The organism is Chloracidobacterium thermophilum B (assembly GCF_000226295.1).
GTDB classification, from domain to species: Bacteria; Acidobacteriota; Blastocatellia; order Chloracidobacteriales; family Chloracidobacteriaceae; genus Chloracidobacterium; species Chloracidobacterium thermophilum.
On record NC_016025.1, the window covers coordinates 524,063 to 545,007 of the forward strand.

Sequence of the window (20,945 nt, forward strand, 5' to 3'; positions counted from 1 at the left end):
CCGCCGTTCGATGCACACATTCAGGCGGCCTTCCGGGCCGCCTCGAAGCGAAGACCGGCAGCCGTCCAGTCGAGCGCATCCCACACAGCGGCAACATACTCGGCGCGGTGGCTCTGATACTTCAAATAGTAGGCGTGCTCCCAGACATCAATGACCAGCAGCGGAACTGCTCCCCACACGGTCAGGTCCTGGTGCTTCTCCACCTGCAACACCATCAGCCGCCGGTCGAGCACGTTGTAGGCCAGCACGCCCCAGCCCGATGCCTCAACGGCCACCGTTGCCTTGGTCAGATGGGCTTTGAGCTTGGCCAGGTCGCCAAAATCCCGGTCGATGGCGCGGCTCAGGTCGCCTTTGGGTTCGCTGCCCCTGGCAGGCGTCAGGCTCGTCCAGTAGAGCGTGTGCAGGACGTGTCCCGAACCGTGAAAGGCCAGTTCGCGCGACCAGTGCTTGACGAGATCGAAGTTCCCTTCGGCACGGGCGGCGGCAAGCTGCTTCAGCGCCTTGTTCGCGCCATCAACATACGCCTTGTGATGTACGTCGTGGTGCAGGCGTACCGTCGCTTCATCAATGACCGGCTCCAGGTCCTTGTACTTGTACGGAAGCGGCGGCAGCACAAACTGCCCTTCAGCATCGGTCAGACGGCTGGCGGCAGCCAGCTTGTCGTCGTCCACCGCAGAAGCCAGTGCCTCAAAGGTGCTTCCCAGGGCAAAGCCAGCGGTCGTCAGGGCGGTTGCCTTCAGGAATGTGCGTCGGGATTCAGTCATCGAAAGTATGCTCCTCACAGTGACACAGGCTTGTTCAGCCGGGACATCCGGGGGGCAGGGACAGGTAGGTAGTGCAGTCCGCAGTTCAGGTGGTAGCGCCGCGTTGCCAGCGTTGGGCAGCCTGGGCCACGCGCGCACCAAACCGTCTTGCCGTGGCCAGGTCGCCCTCGGACGGCCCCGTGCTGCCGTGATCGGATTGGGCGGCCGCGCCGAGCATGCTTCCAATCCGGTTGATGGCGTCGTCAGCGCGTCCGGCTGGCAGTTCTGCCTGTCCAACCCACAGCATGCCGTGCTGGGCGGCAAAAATGGCCAACTGCACGAGCGTATTGAGTTTGTCACCACTCAGGCTGCCGGAGTTGGTAAACCCGGCGGCAATTTTGTCTTTCCACGCCTGCTGAAGCCAGCGGCGCGACGTGGCATCCATAAAGGTTTTGAATGGCCCCGACACGCTCCCCATGTAGGTTGGCGAACCAAACACAATGGCATCCGACCTATCCAGGGTTTCCCAGTGGTTTTCAACGTCCTCGACACGGATAAGCTGCGCCGAAACCCCCGGCACACTTTGGACGCCTTCGAGAACAGCGGCCGCCTGCGCAGCCGTGTGGCCGTAGCCACTGTGGTAAACAATCGTTACGCTCGTCATGGTTTTTTGCATCACTCCAGAGGTCTTTCCCCGCGTCCGGTGGCGTGCAGGAGTTGACTACATACCCGCCGGCACAGAGGTTTCGGCCCGTTTCGGAACGTGCGTCAGGCAATCCGAGGCACTGCACTCTGGAAACATCACGTGGAAGTCCCGGAGCAGGCGCAGACAGCTTTCAAGTTCCTGACTCAGCCTGCTGTGCAGGACGGGATCGGTGACAGGGACGTGCAGCAGCAGCTCGGATATGGTCTCGAACCGTACCTGCACCTGGGTGTAAAAGTGCTCGCACCCCATATCGAAGCACTTTTCGGGCGGAAAATCGAAGCGACAATGGTGAGCCATAAGCATCGGGCGGGGACGTTTATCGTCGCGCCGGAACAGGTGTGAGGGCAAGTGCTCCGGCTGGCTATACTTTAGGGATGGATGCCGGAAGGGTCAATGTTTCTGCGTTCGGGACAGCCAGTCCGGGCAGACGCTGGAATGCGCTTGCGAGACCGGCCCAAGTCATATAAGGCTACGCAACCTTGACCAACGATCTTGCAAACTGTTCAAGCCCTATGAACCACATCTGGTCACGCCGTGCGTTTTTGTCCACGGCTCTTGCCACAACGGCGGCGGCAATCGTCCGCGGCGCTCCATCACAACCGATCGCTTTTGCCATCCACGGCGGAGCCGGCGTCATTGAGAAAAGTTCCATGACGCCGGAGCGCGAGGCGCAGTACCGGCTGAAACTGACCGAAGCCGTCACGGCCGGCCACCAGGTCCTGAAGCGTGGCGGTACGGCGCTGGATGCCGTGGTGACGGCCATCGTCCTGCTCGAAGATTCAGGCATCTTCAATGCTGGCAAGGGGGCTGTGTTCACCAGCGCCGGCACGTGTGAACTCGACGCCTCGATTATGAACGGGGCCAACCGGGCGGCCGGGGCCGTGGCCGGCGTCAAACGCATCAAAAACCCCATTCGTGCGGCGCGGGCCGTGATGGAGCATTCCCCGCACGTGCTGATGGTCGGGAGCGGTGCCGAAGCCTTTGCCGCCGAGCGCGGACTGACACTCGTTTCGCCAAAGTACTTCGGGACGGAAGAAGGTCGGCGCGAACTTGAAAAAATCAAGGCCGAGGAAGCCAGGCGCAAGAAAGTCGCCCGGCAGTTTCCATCTGAACCGGCGGCAGCAGCCAAGTTCGGGACAGTTGGCGCCGTGGCGCTCGATGCCCAGGGCAACCTCGCGGCCGGAACTTCAACCGGCGGGATGAGCAACAAACGCTTCGGGCGGGTCGGGGACTCACCCATCATCGGCGCTGGCACCTATGCCGACAATGCGACCTGCGCCGTTTCCTGCACGGGGCATGGCGAGTATTTCATCCGGTCGGTTGTGGCCTACGACATTGCCGCCCTGATGGCCTACAAGGGCTTGTCCCTGAAGGAAGCCGCCGAAGAAGTCATCCTGCGCAAGCTCGTCACCATGGGCGGCATTGGCGGTGCGATTGCCCTTGACCGGCAGGGCAACATCGCCCTGCCCTTCAATTCACCGGGCATGCATCGCGCCAGCATTGACCCGGACGGACGGCTTTTTGTCGGCATCTACCGCGATGACGGGTAATGGGCCGGTGACGGCAGGCATCATTTCCTGCGGGCCGGGAAACCGCTAAGCTTCCGGCCACGGGGCTTTGCCGCCGGATTACCCTCTATGACCTACGCCCATCCCCGGACCGTCCACCTGCACCCACTGCTCCGCGATGCCCACGGGCGCGTCATCCGCGACCTGCGCATTTCGATCACGGACCGGTGCAACTTTCGCTGCACCTACTGCATGCCGGACGAAGGCGTGACGTGGAAAGCCGCTGAAGAACTGCTCACCGTGGATGAAATTCTGGCGCTGGCGCGGGTGTTCGTCGGATTGGGGATCGAGAAAATCCGTCTCACCGGAGGCGAGGTGCTGCTGCGTGACGACGTTGTGGCGCTGACGCGCGCCCTGCGCCAGTTACCGGGGGTGAAAGACCTGGCGCTGACGACCAACGGCTACCGGTTCGAGCAGTATGCGGCCGCCTTGGCCGAAGCCGGACTGCAACGCATCACCATCAGCCTGGATTCGCTGCGCGAAGAAACCTTTCACCGCCTGACGCGCGTCAGGGCGCTGGACCGCGTGCTGCGCGCCATCGAGCTGGCGCATCGCTACCGGCTCACGCCGGTGCGCGTCAACTGCGTGCTCATGCGTGGCGTCAACGACGGCGAAATTGAAGACTTTGCCGACTTTGCCCGCGCTTGGGATGTGAGCCTGCGGTTTATCGAATACATGCCGCTCGACGGGCCCGGCGAGTGGCAACCGACGCTGGTCGTGCCTGGCCGGGAAGTCCGCGCCCGCATTCAGGCGCGCTATCCGCTCATCCCCATCGCCGGACAGTCACCCAGCGAAACGGCCCGGCGGTACCGTTTCGCCGATGGTGCGCCGGGTGAAATCGGCATCATTGCCCCTGTCACCGAGCCGTTCTGTGGCGCGTGCAGTCGCCTGCGGCTGACCGCCGACGGCAAACTTCGGACATGCCTTTTTTCGGTCGTTGAGTATGATTTACGCGATGCGTTGCGGGCCGGGGCCGGGCAGCAGGAACTGGCCGCGCGCATCCTGACGGCGGTTGCCCAAAAAGAAGCCGGGCACCGCATCAACGAACCCGATTTCATCCCGCCGAGCCGCACGATGTCCTGCATTGGCGGGTGATGCATGCCAAGGGAGGGCGTCATGCCGGACAAACCCAGCTCGCCGATTGCAGCCATTTTCAGCAACCTTGAGAAGAAATACCGCCCCGGGGCCTACACCAAACCGACGACGTTTTACTTCTCGCTGGATGACGAGAAATGGACGGTGACGCTGGATGCCAAGGCTTGCCGCGTGACCAAGGGCAAGGTGACGGATCAGGCCGATGTGGTGTTGAAAACATCATCTGACCTGTTCCTGCAGATGTGGCGCGGCGAATACCAGCCCGGCGCCGGCGATTTTTTCACCGGACGCATCAAGTCCAATGACCCACAGGCACTCAAGACCTTCATGGCGGCTTTCTCGTGACACCGGGGGCCAGGATGCAATGTCGGTCGTGAAGTTCCGGCACGGTTCCAGCTCCATGTTGTGTCTTATGGCCCTGACGCTGGCTGGCTGGCTGATGCTGGCCGGCGCATCCGTCCAGGGGCAGTCCCCGCCGGGGAACACGGCGGGCAACCGGCTGACGGTGCCGCAACTGGCGGCACAGCTTTCGGATGCCGATGTGGAAACCCGGCTGCGTGCCGCGCTCACCCTGCGGAAGCTGGGGCCGGCCGCCGCGCCAGCGGCAGCCGAACTCGTCAAGGCGCTGCGGGACGAGGACCCGCGTGTGGCGGAACAGGCGATGTGGACGCTGGCTTTCATCGGTTCGCCGGGGCTGGCCGCCGTTCCGACCCTGACGGCCATGGTTCGGGATGTGGATGAACCCAACCGCGTCACGGCAGCAGCCGTTCTGGGTTTGCTGAAACCGTCGCAGGCCGAACCGGCCGCAGCCCTCATCGAAGCCACCCGCAGCAGCGACGCCGAACTGCGGCGGGCGGCGGCGCTGGCCCTTGGTGCACTTGGAGCATCCGCACTTTCCGGCGTGACGCCCCTGGTACGCCTGACGACTGACCAGAGCCGTGATGTCCGCCAGGCGGCCGTCACCGCGCTGGGACGACTGGGCGGCTATGCAGCTCCGGCGCTGCCGGCGCTACGCGCGCTGACGACAGGTGACGACCCCGACCTGCGGCCGCTGGCGGCGGCCGCCGTCCAGCGGATTGAAAGTGATCTGGCGCGTCCGGTACGGACGGAGCCGACGCCACCGGCCACGACGCCGCCTTCTGCACCTCCGGCCGAACCGCCGCCGGTTCAGGCGGCCAACGGGTCACAGGCCGACGTTCCGCAAACCCGACCCCGGCGGGTGGCGTCACGGATGGAACCGGCACCGGAGCGTCAACCTTCCCGTACCGAACCTTCACGTACTGCGCCGTCCCGTACTGAACCGTCGGAGCCATCGGCCGGGGCGGGCAATCGTACGGGTGTTGTGCTGTTGTCACAGGACAAACCGCGCTACACGCGGGAAGCCGCCATGCGGAACGTCACGGGCGTGGTGGTGGTACGGGTTGAGTTTCGCGCTGACGGGCGGATTGGCAACGTCGAGCTGGTTTCCGGGCTGGGCAGTGGTCTTGATGAGGAAGCCATGCGCGCCGCGCGGAGCATCCGGTTCACCCCGGCCCAAGAAAACGGGCAACCCGTCACGACGACCATGGACATCAAGTACCGCTTCGTCAACCAGTAGCCATCACAGCGAAATCCATCCAACTGATGGGCTGGCAGCCAAGCGGACTACTGCCATGCCCGGACAAGCACGGCTGACCTCTGGTTGCCGGACTGGCCCCTGTCAACAACGGCACGCCGCAGCGCCCGGGCAAATCCGCCCTTGACACCAGGATAACGGGCAATAACAATAAACGCCGTCCAGCTCACAGCATTGGTTGCTCCCTCGCTTTTGGGTATCGAAGGCGGCTGAAGCGCCTTCCTCCAGAAGCAGCGGGCGTCCGGTCTTCCGTGCACGCCTGCTGATTGGAAGAACCGGGCTTCATAGCCGGGAAGGTGGCTAAAGGCAAACAGGACGGTCTTACTTACAAAAAACGTGTCATCGGGAATTGGATTGAAACATCGAACCGGGAAGGAGTTTGCCCAATGTCAGACACTCTCGAACAGGCCATTGCGGCTATCAAAGCCGGTGACAAAAACACCGGCGGGCAACTGCTCAATCAGGTACTGCAAACCGATCCCCAAAACGAAACAGCCTGGTTATGGATGACCACTGTTGTTGGCTCAGATGAGGAAAGACGGAAGATTTTGGAGTATATACTATCCATCAATCCCGACAACGAAATTGCACAAAACAGCCTGGCCAAACTGAAGCCTCCGGTATCTCCGGCAACTGATATTCAGGTTGATCCCTATCCTACTCCTCCGCAGCAATTTGAGACTCCATTACAACCAGCACACAAGGCAGAGGAAAATGAAGCCGTAAGGAAATGTCCATATTGCGCGGAAACCATCAAAGCCGAAGCCATTGTCTGCCGGTTTTGCGGCAGAGATATAAAGACCGGGCAATCACTCCCTACGACTGTTGCCATAAACCAAGACACGCCCTCTATATCACCATATCTTGTTCAACGCATTAGGGAGATGACATATTCAGGATGGTATATTATCCACATAACACCGACAGAAGTTCACCTAAGAAAACCCAAGAAATTTGGCATAGCTTTATATCTTTTCACTGTTATTTTCTTACATTCACTCACCACCATGTCCACGACGAAATACCATTATCAATATGGCTACTGTGACTACCCCCAAGAATGTATCATGAAACTCATACTTACAGCAGTTTTTGTGTTTTTTATAGCCGCTATAATCTATCTCTTGAGAAGAGATAGGATGCTTTGCTATACTGAAGAGCAACTTAGAAGAGAGAAAGAACGAAAATCTTGAACAAACTTAGATTTTTTACCGAAAATTCAACTGCTAAAATAATAAATATAATGACCTTTATCGTCGTGCTTTTTACTATATTAGCATTATTTTGAAATCTAATAAACTTTCGATAAATTCAAAAAGTCAACTCATAACATAGCTTGCTTTTCATCCTTCTGGATAAAGAGAAGACTTCTGGTCCAAAGTGAGTAGAAGCCCAGCTTGGTAACTTTTTTCCAGAGATGAAGACCGGGCAGATAGTGATGTTGATTTCCTGGTTGACTTTGAACCCGGTCAAACCCTGCTTGACCAGTTACACGGCAAGCCTCGGACTTCAGGACGGGGAGGATGTCCAACCAGTCCCAAGGCACCATTTCCACACCCCTCACCGCCACTTGCCAACCACCGGGCGGTCACTGACCAGCCCGTAGTTGATTGGCACCGGCAGCGGCCCCGAAGCATTCCCGAAGCATTGGCACTGCTCAAAAAGAACTGGGCGCTCTGCGCCGTTGCCCGGAAAACACCTGGCGTATCGCGTCCATCGCTGTCCCAGTCGCCCGCCAGAGGCAGGTCTCCGGGCTGCGTTCCGGCGATGACCACCACCGGCACATCGGCAAAGCCGGGGGTGTTGCTGTTTCTGAGAAAGAACTGCCCCTGACGGAAAATCCCTACTGTTTCCACACCATCCCCGTTCCAATCCCCAGTCACGGGAATGTCGGATGCCAACCCACGGACAACCAACCACCCGGCGAGCCGGCGTGGTCTTCTGAAACCTGATCTCCACATAGTTTCTCCCGGCTACCGCTTCTCCCGCCCGCCAAACCAGCGGATGCGGCTGACGATGACGCCAACGACGCACGTTACCAGACAGCCCACGGCGTTGAGCCAGAGAAAAGCGACCAGATCGGTTGCCGCCAACACCCAGACGACGCCCATCCCCAGCAAAAGCCCGCTGATAGCACCCTGTCCATCGGCCCGTGGGTCAGCCACGGCCAGCACAAAAACGCCCAGCAGGGCCCCGTAAAACCACGAGCCAAAGCGGTTGACAACTTCAATGAGCGAGCCGAGATGCGTCGCATAGAGCGCGCCGACACAGGCCCAGCCGCCCCAGAATGCCGTTGCCAGCCTGCCAACCCTGACCAGCTCGGCCTCAGACGCTTCCGGCGCCCACCACCGATGGTACATATCCAGCGCCGTTGTCGTGGCCAGTGCGTTGAGTTCCCCGGCGCTCGTGGACATGGCCGCGGCAAAGATGGCCGCCAGCATCAACCCCACCAGCCCCGTCGGAAGCTGGGACAGGACAAAGGTCGGGAAAATGTGGTTGGTGTCGTCGTAGGGGCGGCCGGTCGCCTCGGACAGAAGCTTCGTAGCCGCCCGGTGCAGAGCGTCACACCGCGCCTGCGCTTCCAGAAAAGCTGTTTCAGCAGAGGCTGCCGTCGCCGCATGTTCCCGCCGGACGGCCACGTAGCGAAGGGCCGCCTGCCGCCGTTCATCCGTTGCTACAGCGTAGTCGGCCGCAAGTTGGGCGTAGGTCTGGCGTGCGGCTTCATTCGCCAGTTCCACGTTTCCGGCAAACACGAGCGGCGGCGCCGGCGCAAACACGTAAAAAACGAACATCAGCACCCCAATCAGCAGCACGGCTGCCTGGAGGGGAATTTTCACGAAGGCATTGAGCAGCAGCGACCGGCGCGCGGCATCCACCGAAGCCGCGGCCAGATACCGCTGCACCTGGCTTTGGTCACAGCCAAAGTAAGACAGAAACAGAAACAGCGAGGCCAGCAACCCTGACCAGACGGTGTACTTCTCGCGCCAGTCCAACGACCAGACCACAGCCGTGAGGCGTCCCGTAGCCCCGGCCACGTGCAGCCCTTCCCACAGCGAAACCGACGGCGGGAGCCTGGCAACCAGTACCCACAGCATCGCCGCCAGCCCGACCAGAATCACCACCATCTGTTTGACATCATTCCACGCCACAGCGCGCACGCCACCCAGAACGGTGTAGAGTGTCGTGACGACGCCCATAGCCAAAACCGTGAAGGTTTCCGGCCAGCCCAGCACGACGGACAACACCACGGCCGGCGCGGCAATGACGACGGAAGTGGCCAACCCCCGCGACAGCAGAAAAAAGAGGCTGGTGAGCGCGCGCGTCCGCGCATCGAAGCGCCGCTCCAGAAACTCGTAGGCCGTGAAGACATTGGCCCGGTGAAAGCCCGGTACGGCGGTGACGCACAGGATGACCATGGCGATGGGAAGTGCAAAGTAAAACTGTACAAAGCGCAGGCCATCGGTGTAGCCCTGTCCGGTGGCGCCCACGAGCGTGATGGCCGAAAGCTGGGTGGCCATCACCGACAGCCCGACCGTCCACCAGCCCAGACTCCGGTCGGCCCGAAAGTAGCCGTCCGAGGTCTGTCCACGCCGGCCGGCGCGGAGGCCATCCACAATGAGGTAGGCAAAGTAGGCGGCGATGACAGCCCAATCGAGTGCGGTCATCGGCTCAGCAGACCTGGTATCCGGGAGGGCGTCAGGTCTGGGAGCCCGACACACAGCATCAGGTTGGGGGCGTCATCGCTGGCGGCCACGACCAGCGTCCGGCCATCGGGTGAGAAGGCAAAGCTTTCCGGCGGCGAACCAAAGATGTCTCCAACAAGCTGGCGGCGGGTACGAGTGGTATCGGTGCCCGGACGAAAATCCTGGATGAAAATACCGCCGGTGCCAATGGTTGAAACCCAGGCGATCTGCTTCCCATCCGGGGACCACCGGGCCCGGCCATGGCTCAAACCGCCCAGTCCGACCTCAATGGAAAAGACCTGTTCGCCATCTGCCGTGCGGACGACCCGGATGGCATTGCCGGTGCCTTCCTTCATAGTGGTCACGTAGAGCAGGTACTGCCCATCAGGGGAGACTTCCGGCCACCGGGCGGGCATCTCGGCCACCAGACGCTGCCCACCGGAGCCATCGGTTTTCATGCGCCACAGGCCATACTGGGGATGATCGCTCACCGTGAAGAAGACCTCTTTGCCGTCAGGTGATACGGTTGGGTTCTGGGCGCTGGCGCCAAACGCCGTCAGCGCCCGGCCGCGCGTGCCGTCCGGGTTGGCCGTCCAGATTTCAAATGTTCCGCTGCGGTTGGAACTCCAGTACAGGGCCGTGCCATCCGGTGCCACCACGGGGTCCCAGTCGGTGTCCGGGTGGGTGGTCAGCGGGCGGAGGCGTCCACTGCCGAAATCAAGCTGCCAGATGTCGTTGTTGCCGGTGCGGTTGGACGTAAACACCAACCCTTTGCCGTCCGGTGTGTAGCGCGGCTGGCGGTCAATGCTTGTGCCCTGGGCCAGGACCCGCATCTGGGGCATGTCGTTGGGGCGGGTGCCAAGCCGTACCTCCACGAGATTGCCGCGCCGCGAGCGCGCTTCATAAACCAGCTTTCCATTCCGCAGATCACATACCGGTGCATCGTGCGGGAGTGCGGCAACGGTACGGCACTCCTCCGTCCGTACGTCAAACACCAGCACCCGCGCCGGGGTGATGATGTTCGGCGCTTCCGGTGACGTGGCCTGGATGGCCACCACGGCCGAACTGTCTTCCAGCCAGGCCGGACTCGACAGATAGCCACCACGCTCCTTTGGGTTAAGCTGGCGCGCTTCGCCGGTGGAGACCTTGACCAGAACCACCGGCGAGAAGACGTTGCCGGCAACCACATCCTTGACCAGCGCAATGTACTGTCCATCCGGCGACCAGCGTGGGCAGCGCAGCCGCAACCCCTCCAGCCGAGCGATGAGGCGCAGGTTGCTTCCATCACTTTCCACCTGTTCCAGCAGGGTCGAGGTGACACCCTGCCCCCGCACCCACCGGCTCAGGCACAACCGGCGGCCATCCGGTGCCCAGTCCCCATCCACGGCTTCCCTCGCAATTAGGCGCGGCTCACCGCCCAGCGACGACACGACGTAAAGCGCCGCCGCGCCATCATCCATCTGGCGGATGAAGGCTATCTGCTGGCCGTCGGGCGAATAGCGTGGGCGGCTGTCGTCACCATCCGTAATGGGGACCTCGACCGCCTCGCCGGTAATGCGCTTGACCCAGATGCGCTGCCGTCCATCGCGCCGGGAAGCAAAAGCCAGGCTCTGCCCATCCGGCGACCACGCCGGTGCGGTGTCACTTCCGGCGTTGGTCAGGTAGGTATAGGTCAAAAACAGCGGCTTCGACCGGCCGCTCCAGAGAAACGCCACGATGCCCCCCAGCAACACGACCGACAGCAGAGCACCACCTGTCCACCAGAGCATCCGGGAGCGGGCCAGCGCCGTTGCCGGGAGCAGCCTGCGCGTCGTCGGCAGCGGTGACGCTGACTTGTCGGCGGGCTGTGTGGACAGGTCCAGCCTGGTTTTTTCGGAAAGCCTCAGCAGCAGGGTTCGCAGGACAAAAGCCAAATCCTGGGCACTCTGGAAGCGTTGTGCCGGATGGCGCTGCAAGCACCGGACAAGCACCTGCCTGAGATCAGCCGGAAGCGATTTCGCTTCATCGAGCTGCTCAAAGGGATCATCCCGCAGGATTGAGGCCGTGACCTCCGCCGGGGTTGTACCCTGAAAGGCACGCTGCCCGGTAAAGACTTCAAAGAGCACACAGCCGAGCGCGAAAATGTCGCTGCGCCCGTCAAGCGCCGCACCGCGCACCTGCTCCGGCGACATGTACCCCACCGTGCCGACGACCATGCCCGGCAAGGTGCTGAAGGTATCGCTGTCATGCCGGGTTTCTTCATCTTCAGAAATGACCGTTGACTTCACCACCCGGGCCACGCCGAAATCGAGAATCTTGATCTGCCCGTCGGTCGTCAGAAAGATGTTCTCCGGCTTGAGGTCACGGTGAATGATGCCTTTCTGATGGATGGCCGCCAGCCCCTCGGCAATGGACACACCCAGACGGACGCCGTCGGCCAGGGGAATCGGACCGCGCCGCAGCCGCGCACGCAGGGATTCCCCTTCGAGATATTCCATGACGGCAAAGGCCGTCTCCCCTACCACATCAAAGTCATAGATGGCGCGTACGTTGGGATGCGACAACTGTGCAATGGCGCGGGCTTCGCGTTCAAACCGCAACCGGATTTCCTGGTCGCTGGCCAGGTGCGGCGGCAGAACCTTGATCGCCACATCCCGGTTGAGCTTGGTGTCGCGCGCCCGATAGACCTCCCCCATCCCACCGGCGCCGAGCTTTTCATAGATTTCGTAGTGGGCAAGGAACGTCCCAAGAGCAGGCATAACAAACACGTCCGCCAAAGCAGGGGCGTCGGGATAGCGTCAGGTGAGCGGTGGCGTAAAGCACTGAGGGTTTTTACGATGGCTGGGAAATAAGCTATAGGCAAGCGGTTGGACACGTCAACCAGGGCTGGTCGGCCACGGTGGCCCGGAATCAGGCTGTCTTCCTGACGCATCGAACCAGAGAAAAAAATGGGGGTGCAGAGCACCCCCGACAGAGTCAGTGGCCATTGTTTCTGGATTTAGAACACATACCGCAGCACGAACTGCATGAACCGGGGTGGGTTCTGCACGGACGTGAGCCGCCCAAAGTTGGGCAGCGGCTGGCTGCGGAAGGGATCGGTTGGCGTCGCCAAAGTCTGCACTCCGTCAAACGGCTGGAAGTTGGTCACGTTGAACACCTCCCACCGGAACTGAAGTGACTGGTTTTCGCTCCACGGCATGGTGAAGCTCTTGGCCAGGCTGGCGTCGAGGTTGGCGAAGCCTGGAAACCGGAAGATGTTGCGCTCGCCGGTCTCGCCGGGTCTGGCGCTGCGGAAGCTCTGGGAGGCAAAGACCGGATCGCGGAAGAGGTTGGGGTTGTTGCCGCGCGTCGGCGAAGATGAAATCTGCCGGATGCGCACGGCATTGCTCGGCACCTGCCAGTTGGTGGCATAGGCCGTACCGTCGCCCGTCGCCGCGCCGGCCACCCGCCCGGAGTTGTACCGGGCAATACCGCCAAGCTGCCAGCCACCGATGAACGCATCCACAAGGCGCGAAACGTTCCCAAAGAAGGCCCGCCCGCGCCCAAAGGGAAGCTGCACAACAAAGTTGGCATTGATGACGTGACGGAGATCAAAGTTCGAGACCGCCCGGTTGTCACGCTGCCGGAACGGATTGAGCACAAACCCGCCCCCGCCGAAAAAGCCCGCCGTCTGAAGCCCGGAGGCATCATCGAGCGACTTCGAGAACGTGTAGTTGAAATCCCACGTCAGGTAGTTCTTGTACCGCTGGCGGACCGTGATGGCCAACCCGTGGTAATCCGACGTGCCGAAGCTCCCAATCGTGTTGAGAGCGCCGTACTGCGGATGGAAAAACAGGTCCTCACCCAACGGAGAGATGCCACTGATGCCGTAGCCACCAGGGCGCGGGCTGTTGTTGAGGATAAGCTGAACGGTCGTCCAGTCAGCCGGACCCAGCAGCCCCCACGCACTTGGATTTTGAAGCATGGCATAGATGGCCTGGCTGTTCGTCATACCGGCCTGGATGCCGCCAAAGCCGGCAAAGAGGTTGGCCAGAATTCCCGGAAAGAGAATGTTGTTGAAGTACGGAATGTTGGGAATCTGTGAAATCGGCGTGTTGTTACGGCGGAGGTCTTCAAGCTGACCGGCCGCAGTGTACCAGTCCACACCGGTGCGCGGATCAACCAGGTTGTTGAGCGCCATGACATCGCGCTGCGCGAGCAGATTCCGCCCCAGCCGTCCGATGTACGAGGCTTCAAAGAACAAACCGCCTGGAAGCTCCCGCCCATACGAGAAGTTCCAACTGAAGCTGCGGGGAAGGCGGGTCGTCTGGTCAATGGACTGCTCGATCCGCTGCTGGCCATCGTCTGGCTGGGTTAGCGGAAAACGCAACTGGGGCAGCGGGTTGATGCCGGGGAAGTTGCGGAAGTTCTGCCCCTGCGCCGTAAAGAGTGGCGCAAAAGGCGGACCTGTAAGCCGGAACTGCGCAAAGGATGTCTGCTGCTGCTGCACGAAGCCCAGCGTGTTGCGCTGGTCAAACTGCACGGCAATCTGCTGCCCGAAGTAGTCGTTGGTCAGGGCAAATCCCGCGCGAAACACCGATTGCTGACGGGTGCCAAAGAGCTTGCCCCAGAAACCTTCTTTGAAATCGGGCGTCCACGCTATGGCTACCCGTGGCTGCCAGTTGTTGTAGGCAAACTGGTAGAGCGGATCGCCGCCATTGGCCGGGCCGGCCAGCCGGATGGTGATGAGGTCGTTGAACGGTCGCCCCTGGGCAGCGCCAATGGCCCGTCCGCGCAGGAAGTCACCCAGCGGAATGTTCGTGCCGGCCTGAAAACCGTTTTGCTCATACACCGGGCGGCTCAACCCATAGCGGATGCCGTAGGTCAGCGTGAGGTTCGGCCGGATGCGCCAGATGTCCTGGAAGTAGAAGTCATACTCCTCAGCCGCAAATGACCGCTCCGTAGGGGTGCCGGCCGGAAGCAGGCGCCCCTGCTGATCGTAGGTCAGGAAAACCGTGTACTGGTTGATGCGCCCGATGAGCGCATTGACGGCATCCCGCACCGGCACGGCCCGGCCGGGTTGGATGGCCAGCCCCAGGTTGTTGACGGCAAAGGTGTTGATGGGAGCCGTCAGGCTTTGGGCGTAGAAAATCGGGTTGATGACCCCAAAATCAAAAGCCTGCCCAAAACCCGTCCGCCGGTTGCGAATGATGCGGATGTTGGTCCCGAACTGAAACGTATGGTCGCCAAACACATACGTCGTGTCATTCGTGAAGTTGTGTGTCGGTACGATCCGGTCGAGCGTCCGGGCATTGAAGGTTGGCTGGAACACGAACCGGAAATTGATAAAGTTCTGCGCCGTATCACCCTGCTGACTGGTGGCGAAGCGGGTCAGACCATAGCGGAAGACATTTGTCCAGCGGTTGCTGATGTTCCACGTGTAGCCGGCCGCAATGCCAACCGGGTGCGACCAGAGACGCTGCGCCGGAGTGTCGGGGAAAAAGGAGGTCTGGGTTTGCACGTCATACTGCACGTTGGCGCGGGCAAACAGCGTGTGCCGGCCGGCGTTGTCCACCTTCCAGTCGAGCCGTCCAATGTGGGCATTGAAGTCAAATGGCGTCGGCGCATTGAAACGAAAACCGCCAGTATTGACGCCATCCCCGGCACCAGCGTCGTTTGCCGGATAGCGACTGGCCGCCTGTGCCAGGTACGCCACCGCTGCCGGATTCAGCGCCGAACCGCCGCCTGCGGCCGCCAGTGCCGGAAACGCCTGGCTGATCTGCGCCGCCGTCAACGTCCGAATCCCGACTGGCGCGCCGGTGGCCGCATTGACGGCATTGAACCGCAGTTCGCCCCGTCCCAGGTGCGGCAGGGGAACGACGCGCAACACTGACTGCTGCGAGCGGTCACGCCGTCCTTCGTAGTTGTAAAAGAAGAAGAACCGGTCCTTGACGATGGGCCCGCCAATCGCACCCCCAAAGACGTTCTGCAACACCCGTGGTGTCCGCTGCCCGATGGCGTTGGTGAACCAGTTGCCGGCGTTGCCGATTGTCGGACGGTGGAAGAAAAAGGCCGAGCCGTGAAACTCGTTGGTGCCGCTCTTGGTGACGAGGGAGATCTGCGCCCCCGACGACCGTCCCTGGTTGGCGTTCGGGTTGCTCACCGTGACCCGGAACTCCTCAACCGATTCCGGCGAGGTACGCAGCACAGGCGCAAAGGCACTGTTGTTCTGCTGCTCGTTGATGTCCACGCCATCGAGCGTGATATTGCCCTGGTCGCTGCGCGACCCGCTCACCGAGCCGTCCGGGGCCACACCCGGCTGCAAGCTGAGCAGACCGGCAATGTTGCGCGCGGCCAGGGGCAGTTCGAGAATCTGCCGCTGGGCAATTGTGTTGCCGATACTGGCGTCCTGGCGGTTGACGATGGCTTCGGAGCCGCTGCCCGTCACGGTGACGGTTTCCGTCGCCTCACCCACCGACAGCACCACGCCCACGGTTGTACTGCCATCCACCCGCGCGCGGATGTCCGGCTGTTCATAGACTTTGAAGTTTGTGGCTTCGACTTTCAGCGTATAGGTTGCCGCCGGAACGCCCGTGAAGGAAAAGGTGCCGGCCTCGTTTGTGGTTTGGGTGCGGGTCGTGCCCGTTGCCGGATTGGTCAGCGTCACCGTTGCTCCGGCAACCGCCGCGCCTTGCTCATCGGTCACGGTGCCGCGAATGGTCCCCGTCCCAATCTGGGCCATGGCGCTGAAGCCCAATGTCCCCAGGCACAGCGCCAGCAGGAATAACCAGGACCAGCGCCCCCACCGTGTTGTGAAAGGAGATGCACAGGTGGTCATCTAAATCGTCCTCAAACTGTGGATTTCGGTTGCCCCACATCAGAAATGGCGGTTTCCCTGGCGGCTGAGGGAAGGTTGACGCCGGAAACCGGCCAAGCGATACGTTTTGCAGGGACAACTCACTTATACCTTATAAGCAGGCAAATCGAGTACCAAAACGCGCCCCCCGATAACCCAGCCGACCAAACGCCGCAAAAGGTAAGCAAACACACGTATCCCAGACAGTACGGCGGGCAGGCGGGCCTGTCGGTCGGCGTCGGAAGCCACGTGGAGACCGGGCTTCCCTGACCGAAAATTCGGACAGGCATTCAGATTTTCGGTTTCTCCGGCCGGATTTTGGCAGCGCCACCGGAACTAGCGCCGCCGTTCGGGACGCAGCTCCGGGCGGAGCAGCGTATAGCCTACCAACTCGCCTGTCACCGTCACGCCCCGCGCCTTGAACTGTACCCGCACCGGCAGACGCGCGGCATCTTCTGATACCCAGAGCAGAAAGCTTCCCTTGTAACGGGTAAAGCCGGACTCGTAAGCCTTGAGTTCCAGCTTGCGGGCGCGAAAGGTTCCGGCACTGGTCTGGATACGTGCCACCTCTGGCGTCACCACCACCGGCAGGTCATAGATGCGGTCATCTTCTGTCAACACCATCGGGATGACCGCGCCGGGTGTGAGCGGATGCGTACGCAGGACGTACCAGAAGGTTTGCAGGTCGGTCGTCCAGCCCCGGGCCGGAAGCGTCCGGGTGTTGACCGCCCCTTCGCCGTTCTGTTCCAGTACCACGCGCTTTCCGTCCGTGCGGGCCTGGCAGGTCATCTGGAGGCGCTGGCGCTCGCGCTCGCGCAGTGTGCGCTGGTTATAAAGCAGCCCCAGATCAGTGGACTCGACTACGGAAAGGTATTCATTCCGCACGTCCAACCGCAGCAGCGCCGGAAGAAATCCGCGCGTCCGGGCCTGGGCGTGGAAGGCAATTCCCGCTGACGGCAGTGGACACGGCCCAATTTCCGGCTTGAGCTGGGCCACAAGTGCGGCTCTTGCAGGCTGGGCTTGATCGAGTGAAACCACAGACAGCACCAACTCCCCCAGTTTGCCGGACAGCGGGAAGCGCGAAAGACTGAACTCATACGTCAGCTTCTCGCCTACGGCAAACGGAAATGGCGGCTGGATGGGAAAGGGCGGCGCAACGGTCGGCGTGCCTGCCGGCGTGGTATCGCTGACAGGCGCAGTGGGCGTCTGTCCCCGGGCAACCGTCACAGAAAGGCCGGAGAGAGCGGCCAAGAGAAGCATCCACAGGCAACAGAGGAGAAGTTTCAGTGGGAATCTCATGGTGCGGCCAGGTTTCAGGACAGTTGTCAGGGGCGTTCCGCAGATGGGAAAAGCCGGGCTTCGAGATGCTCGGCGGCGTCGGCAAGATGCTGGGAGACGGTCGTCAGCGCGCGGCTTTCCACCACCACCAGACGGTTGGGGTCCCGGCCGACGGCCGCCGCCACGGCCGGGTCTTCCAGCCACTGCCGGCGAACCGCATCTTCCTTGCCCGACTCGGCGCTCACCACAATGACATCGGGCCGCCACGCCAGAAGCTGCTCGGAACTGATCTGGCGAAAACCGACGATGCCCTGTTCGGCGGCAACGTTGACGCCTCCAACGGCGCGTACCAGGTCATCGAAGGTTGTCTCCGCGCCGGCGGTGAAGTGTGACCCGCCAAAGGACAGCATCCGCAGCGGCCGTCCACGCTGCCGCGCCCGTTCGCCAAGGGCCGCAAAGCGGCGGTCCATCCCGGCCACGAGGGCTTCGGCCGCCGCCGTTTCCCCAACCGCTTCGCCAATGGCACGGATGTTGGCTCGGATGTCAGCCAGACCGCCGAACCTGGTCAACCGATAGACCGGGGCCCCGCCAGCGCTCAGCAGTTCCACGAGTTCCGCCCGGCTGTAGCTGGCGACAAAGATAAGATCAGGCCGCAACTGAAGAATGGCCTCGGCGCTCCCGCCACACCGCCCCGCGACGGTTTGGGCGCGGTCGGCGCAGTAGCTGTAGCGCGCATCGTCGGCCAGATGACTCAGGGCCACAAGGCGTTCCGGTGCGACCAGCGCGAGCAGGATTTCATCGGTTGCCACCGTCTGCGACACGATGCGCTGCGGTTTGGCCGGCAGCACGAGCTGGCGGCCGCTGCTGTCCGTCACGGTACGGGTTGGCGACGCCTTCCCTTCAGAGGCCCGTTCCCCCGAAGCCGACGGCGCGAAGGGCAGACACCCTGGCAGGACGGTCAGGACCAGCGCCAGTCCGGCACACCCGATGATCCTGATGATGCAATGACGAGCAGCCACACTTCCCCGGCAGGTTTCAAACGGCATTCGCGGCGTAGAGCTTAGCATTCAAAGCCTGGCTTCCCAACGTAGCGCATGTTCACGGGCATCAACCCGGCAAAACGGCACAGTCCGGTTCCTTCAGTTTTCAAGCGGCTCGCGGTAGCGTTGCAAATCCTCCGGTGTCACCTGGTCAGCAGGCGTCAGGCGGTAGTGTTTCTCTGCCATCAGGACCCACTCACCGCTGTCCGTCCTGCCAAACATCAGCAAGGCAACCAGATCGGGTTGAATGAACTGCGCCACGATCGGCCGGCAAAGCAGGCCCGGAAACTTTCTGGCGCACATCGCAGCGTCCTGCTCAACCTGAACCAGGCTGGCTTGTTCCTGACGGCCTTTTGGGTGGCTGCCTTTGGCCTGAACGGGAAAGACGTAATGCACGCCGTGCCTGTCCACACCGACATACAGTTCGTCGGTTTCGATTTGTCCGATGCCTGGCACAGTCGTGCGCAGGTGATTCTGCAGGGAGTAACAAACCGCACCGGTGAACATATCTATCAGCCGGTTGTAACGCACCCTGGCCAGCAGGGCTTGTTCGTCGTCCAAAGCATAGCGGCTGACCAATCCCGGTGTGGCATCAGGTATTTTCGTCTCCGTAAGGTTCGGGTTAGGCACAATGCGCGCCAAATCAGCGTTCACCAGCACAAAGCGATAGCGTGACCTTCCAGCCGGCTGAATCATCCATGCTTTGCCGGACGGTGCGGTGCCGGATACCGATGGCGGCAGGGGGGTGCGGTAGCGGAAGCTGTAGATGACATCACCCAGATTCTTCGGCAGTTCCACCCCCGACGCCTGAGCTGCCCTGACGATGTCAGCCCGCGTAAAGCTGAATTCCGTCGCCCCCGGCTTGTAATTCTCCCTGAAGATATGTTCCACAATGCTGGCGTATTCTTTCGTCATGACGCCTCCGTTGCGCGCGTTTGGCAGGCTCCGGGCCTTGGATGTGCTGCCGAAGGCATTCCGCGCACCTGGCCAGTGCAGGACAACGACTTCCTCACGCAGCAGTTCGCGGGTTGCCGTTGCCAGCCGCGTGCGAAAGAGATCGATGCTTTCCACCTCGTAGCCCAAGTCCTGCGCCAGTTCGGCCAGGATTTGTCCCGTACGGATCAGCACGCGCAGATACGAAGCCTGGTCGCCAACGACATAGGCCAAGCGTGCACCAGGACGCAGCACCTGACGCAACTCGGACAGATGGCGCACCATTCCACCAAAATACAGCTTTGTCACCCGGCCGTAGAGCCGTTCAAAACCGCTGGTCTTGCCAAGTTCCAGCCGGCGTGCCTCGATGCTCTCCACCAGGGCCTGGATGCGCGGACAGGCGGCGACCCAGCTATCGTCATCGTCCTCGCTGGTCACTCCGCGCGTGTTTGAGCGAATCAACCCGCGCTTGAGGGCCTTGAGATCGGCGCGATCCCGGATGAAACCCAGTACAACGGACTCCAGGCGCGTCGTCCGGGTGTAGTCCTTCTCGTTCGGGTAGGGCGGTGACGTAAAGACAACATCAATGGACTGTGGCTGGAGCACATCCAAAAGTTGGCGCGCATCAGCGAGATACACCCGGGCCGGAGTGTCGCGTCCACGCATCTGGCGCAAATCCTGCGCCATGCACCTGACCCGCTCCAACCAACTGCTGACGACCGGCGCATCCGGCTTGACGGCTCCCACGCCCACCTCCGGGCCGAAACGGAGGTTGCTGATGGACTCAACCAGGGCCCTGGCGAGCGCCAGCAACTCGTGGTGGCGCCAACGGCTATCGGTATCGGCCTGCAAATGTTCGAGAAGAACGAGGGTTTTGTGCAGAGGGAGCGGACTTATGGAGTTGGTCAGCAGCAACTCCATCTGTTTCGGTGGAAGCTCTCTGAGTTCCAGAGGCGGTGGAGTGCGGTTGCCATTCGTCGCAGCAAACAGTCCAAACGCCTCATCGGCAATGCCAGACGCCCGAAGTGCCGCCCAAGTCTTGCCGGCAACCCATTCAGCGTGGACTGACAACGCATCCGGGTCTGGACGCCAATCCACCTTGGTCCGGCTGGCAAACCAGGCCACGGGATTGCTTTCAATGCCGACGCTGGGAATGCCGAGCTTCTTGCATTCGACGAGGGTCGTCCCCGTTCCGCAAAATGGGTCGAGAACACAGTGGTGCTCCGAAACGCCAAACCGGTGCAGGTAGTGGCGCACCAGGTGAGGTGGAAACGACAGTACGAAGCGATACCAGTTATGAACCGGCTCGTCGGCGTCGTCCATCTGATTGTTCTGTGGAGAAAACTGGCGTGCGTCACGCATCGTTTTGGTTCACGCGGACTCCCGCAACCCCCGATTCGGCGCCATTCAAAACCTGCCAGACATCATTTCCATCCTCCGGCGGCTTGACAGCGCAGCTTCTTTCCGGGT

The 20,945-nt window shown here is 61.6% G+C and carries 14 protein-coding genes; 6 read left to right on the forward strand and 8 right to left on the reverse strand.

The window, feature by feature from the left end:
• Positions 1-20: 20 nt before the first annotated feature.
• Positions 21-764: a superoxide dismutase gene (locus CABTHER_RS13245; protein WP_014101174.1), complete on the reverse strand. Its 744-nt coding sequence runs from the start codon at positions 762-764 to the stop codon at positions 21-23.
• A gap of 85 nt (positions 765-849) precedes the next feature.
• Positions 850-1,407: a flavodoxin family protein gene (locus CABTHER_RS13250; protein WP_041570168.1), complete on the reverse strand. Its 558-nt coding sequence runs from the start codon at positions 1,405-1,407 to the stop codon at positions 850-852.
• 141 nt (positions 1,408-1,548) lie between these two features.
• Between CABTHER_RS13250 and CABTHER_RS13255 the strand changes: the two genes are divergently transcribed.
• The 6 genes from CABTHER_RS13255 (at position 1,549) to CABTHER_RS13280 (ending at position 6,920) form a co-directional block, all read left to right on the forward strand.
• On the forward strand, positions 1,549-1,791 hold the full coding sequence (locus tag CABTHER_RS13255; RefSeq protein WP_014101176.1) for a hypothetical protein: 243 nt from the start codon (positions 1,549-1,551) through the stop codon (positions 1,789-1,791).
• 170 nt (positions 1,792-1,961) lie between these two features.
• Positions 1,962-2,999, forward strand: coding sequence for an isoaspartyl peptidase/L-asparaginase family protein (locus CABTHER_RS13260; protein ID WP_014101177.1), 1,038 nt, complete (start codon positions 1,962-1,964; stop codon positions 2,997-2,999).
• 87 nt (positions 3,000-3,086) lie between these two features.
• Positions 3,087-4,112 (forward strand): GTP 3',8-cyclase MoaA, encoded by a 1,026-nt coding sequence (gene moaA / locus CABTHER_RS13265; protein ID WP_014101178.1) that lies wholly within the window; start codon positions 3,087-3,089, stop codon positions 4,110-4,112.
• A 21-nt stretch (positions 4,113-4,133) separates the two neighbouring features.
• Positions 4,134-4,457 carry an SCP2 sterol-binding domain-containing protein gene (locus CABTHER_RS13270; protein WP_014101179.1) on the forward strand — a complete coding sequence of 108 codons (324 nt, stop codon included), beginning with the start codon at positions 4,134-4,136 and terminating at the stop codon, positions 4,455-4,457.
• Between the two features lie 55 nt (positions 4,458-4,512).
• Positions 4,513-5,709, forward strand: a complete 1,197-nt coding sequence (locus CABTHER_RS13275; protein WP_187288435.1) for a TonB family protein — start codon at positions 4,513-4,515, stop codon at positions 5,707-5,709.
• 404 nt (positions 5,710-6,113) lie between these two features.
• Complete coding sequence (locus tag CABTHER_RS13280) at positions 6,114-6,920, forward strand: zinc ribbon domain-containing protein (protein WP_041569992.1); 807 nt, start codon at positions 6,114-6,116, stop codon at positions 6,918-6,920.
• Between the two features lie 780 nt (positions 6,921-7,700).
• Here the strand turns inward: CABTHER_RS13280 and CABTHER_RS13285 are convergent.
• The 6 genes from CABTHER_RS13285 to CABTHER_RS17760 form a co-directional block, all read right to left on the reverse strand.
• Positions 7,701-9,392: a sodium:solute symporter gene (locus CABTHER_RS13285; RefSeq protein WP_014101182.1), complete on the reverse strand. Its 1,692-nt coding sequence runs from the start codon at positions 9,390-9,392 to the stop codon at positions 7,701-7,703.
• A complete protein-coding gene (locus tag CABTHER_RS16195; protein ID WP_014101183.1) occupies positions 9,389-12,148 on the reverse strand; it encodes a protein kinase domain-containing protein in 2,760 nt (919 codons plus the stop codon). The genes CABTHER_RS13285 and CABTHER_RS16195 overlap by 4 nt, the downstream gene beginning before the upstream one ends.
• Positions 12,149-12,387: 239 nt before the next feature.
• Positions 12,388-16,206: a TonB-dependent receptor gene (locus CABTHER_RS13295; RefSeq protein ID WP_081464942.1), complete on the reverse strand. Its 3,819-nt coding sequence runs from the start codon at positions 16,204-16,206 to the stop codon at positions 12,388-12,390.
• 354 nt (positions 16,207-16,560) lie between these two features.
• On the reverse strand, positions 16,561-17,475 hold the full coding sequence (locus tag CABTHER_RS13305; protein ID WP_187288436.1) for a DUF3108 domain-containing protein: 915 nt from the start codon (positions 17,473-17,475) through the stop codon (positions 16,561-16,563).
• Between the two features lie 74 nt (positions 17,476-17,549).
• Entirely contained in the window at positions 17,550-18,521 is a 972-nt protein-coding gene (locus tag CABTHER_RS16200; RefSeq protein ID WP_187288437.1) for an ABC transporter substrate-binding protein, read from the reverse strand.
• Between the two features lie 120 nt (positions 18,522-18,641).
• On the reverse strand, positions 18,642-20,837 hold the full coding sequence (locus CABTHER_RS17760; RefSeq protein WP_014101188.1) for a DNA methyltransferase: 2,196 nt from the start codon (positions 20,835-20,837) through the stop codon (positions 18,642-18,644).
• Positions 20,838-20,945 lie beyond the last annotated feature (108 nt).

Excerpts from the sequence above, each read along its gene's own strand:
- CABTHER_RS13245 (WP_014101174.1), bottom strand. The coding sequence starts at position 764 with ATGACTGAATCCCGACGCACATTCCTGAAGGCAACCGCCCTGACGACC.
- CABTHER_RS13250 (WP_041570168.1), bottom strand. The coding sequence starts at position 1,407 with ATGACGAGCGTAACGATTGTTTACCACAGTGGCTACGGCCACACGGCT.
- CABTHER_RS13260 (WP_014101177.1), top strand. The coding sequence starts at position 1,962 with ATGAACCACATCTGGTCACGCCGTGCGTTTTTGTCCACGGCTCTTGCC.
- moaA (WP_014101178.1), top strand. The coding sequence starts at position 3,087 with ATGACCTACGCCCATCCCCGGACCGTCCACCTGCACCCACTGCTCCGC.
- CABTHER_RS13270 (WP_014101179.1), top strand. The coding sequence starts at position 4,134 with ATGCCGGACAAACCCAGCTCGCCGATTGCAGCCATTTTCAGCAACCTT.
- CABTHER_RS13275 (WP_187288435.1), top strand. The coding sequence starts at position 4,513 with ATGTTGTGTCTTATGGCCCTGACGCTGGCTGGCTGGCTGATGCTGGCC.
- CABTHER_RS13280 (WP_041569992.1), top strand. The coding sequence starts at position 6,114 with ATGTCAGACACTCTCGAACAGGCCATTGCGGCTATCAAAGCCGGTGAC.
- CABTHER_RS13285 (WP_014101182.1), bottom strand. The coding sequence starts at position 9,392 with ATGACCGCACTCGATTGGGCTGTCATCGCCGCCTACTTTGCCTACCTC.
- CABTHER_RS16195 (WP_014101183.1), bottom strand. The coding sequence starts at position 12,148 with ATGCCTGCTCTTGGGACGTTCCTTGCCCACTACGAAATCTATGAAAAG.
- CABTHER_RS13295 (WP_081464942.1), bottom strand. The coding sequence starts at position 16,206 with ATGACCACCTGTGCATCTCCTTTCACAACACGGTGGGGGCGCTGGTCC.
- CABTHER_RS17760 (WP_014101188.1), bottom strand. The coding sequence starts at position 20,837 with ATGCGTGACGCACGCCAGTTTTCTCCACAGAACAATCAGATGGACGAC.